This window comes from Gilvimarinus sp. 1_MG-2023 (genome assembly GCF_030548285.1).
In genome coordinates, this window is sequence record NZ_JAUOSC010000449.1 from 1 (window position 1) to 346 (window position 346).

At 57.2% G+C, this 346-nt stretch carries 1 pseudogene; it reads right to left on the reverse strand.

Features of this window, described 5'->3' with window-relative positions:
- Positions 1–346: pseudogene (locus Q4563_RS17585) on the reverse strand (hypothetical protein); the annotation flags it as partial.

A 346-nucleotide genomic window follows, 5' to 3' on the forward strand; every position in this document is an offset into this window, starting at 1 on the left:
GCATGACGCACCACAAACATGTCGCTGTACATGGCTTCCAGGTTCCAGAGCGTATCCATCAAGGTTTCGCCCTTGGCGGTCGCGGAACGCTGGATGTCGAGGTTGAGAATATCAGCAGACAGCCGGGTTGCCGCCAGTTCAAAGGTTGAACGGGTGCGGGTACTGTTTTCAAAAAACTGGTTGACCACGGTTTTGCCGCGCAGCAGCGGGACCTTTTTGACGGCCCGTTCCTGGGTGCTGATAAAGGAGTCGGCGGTGTCGAGGATTTCAGTCAGTAATGCCCGGCTGAGGCCTTCGGTGGTGAGGAAGTGTTTTAGCCTGCCGTCGGCGGTGAGCTGAAGCTGGC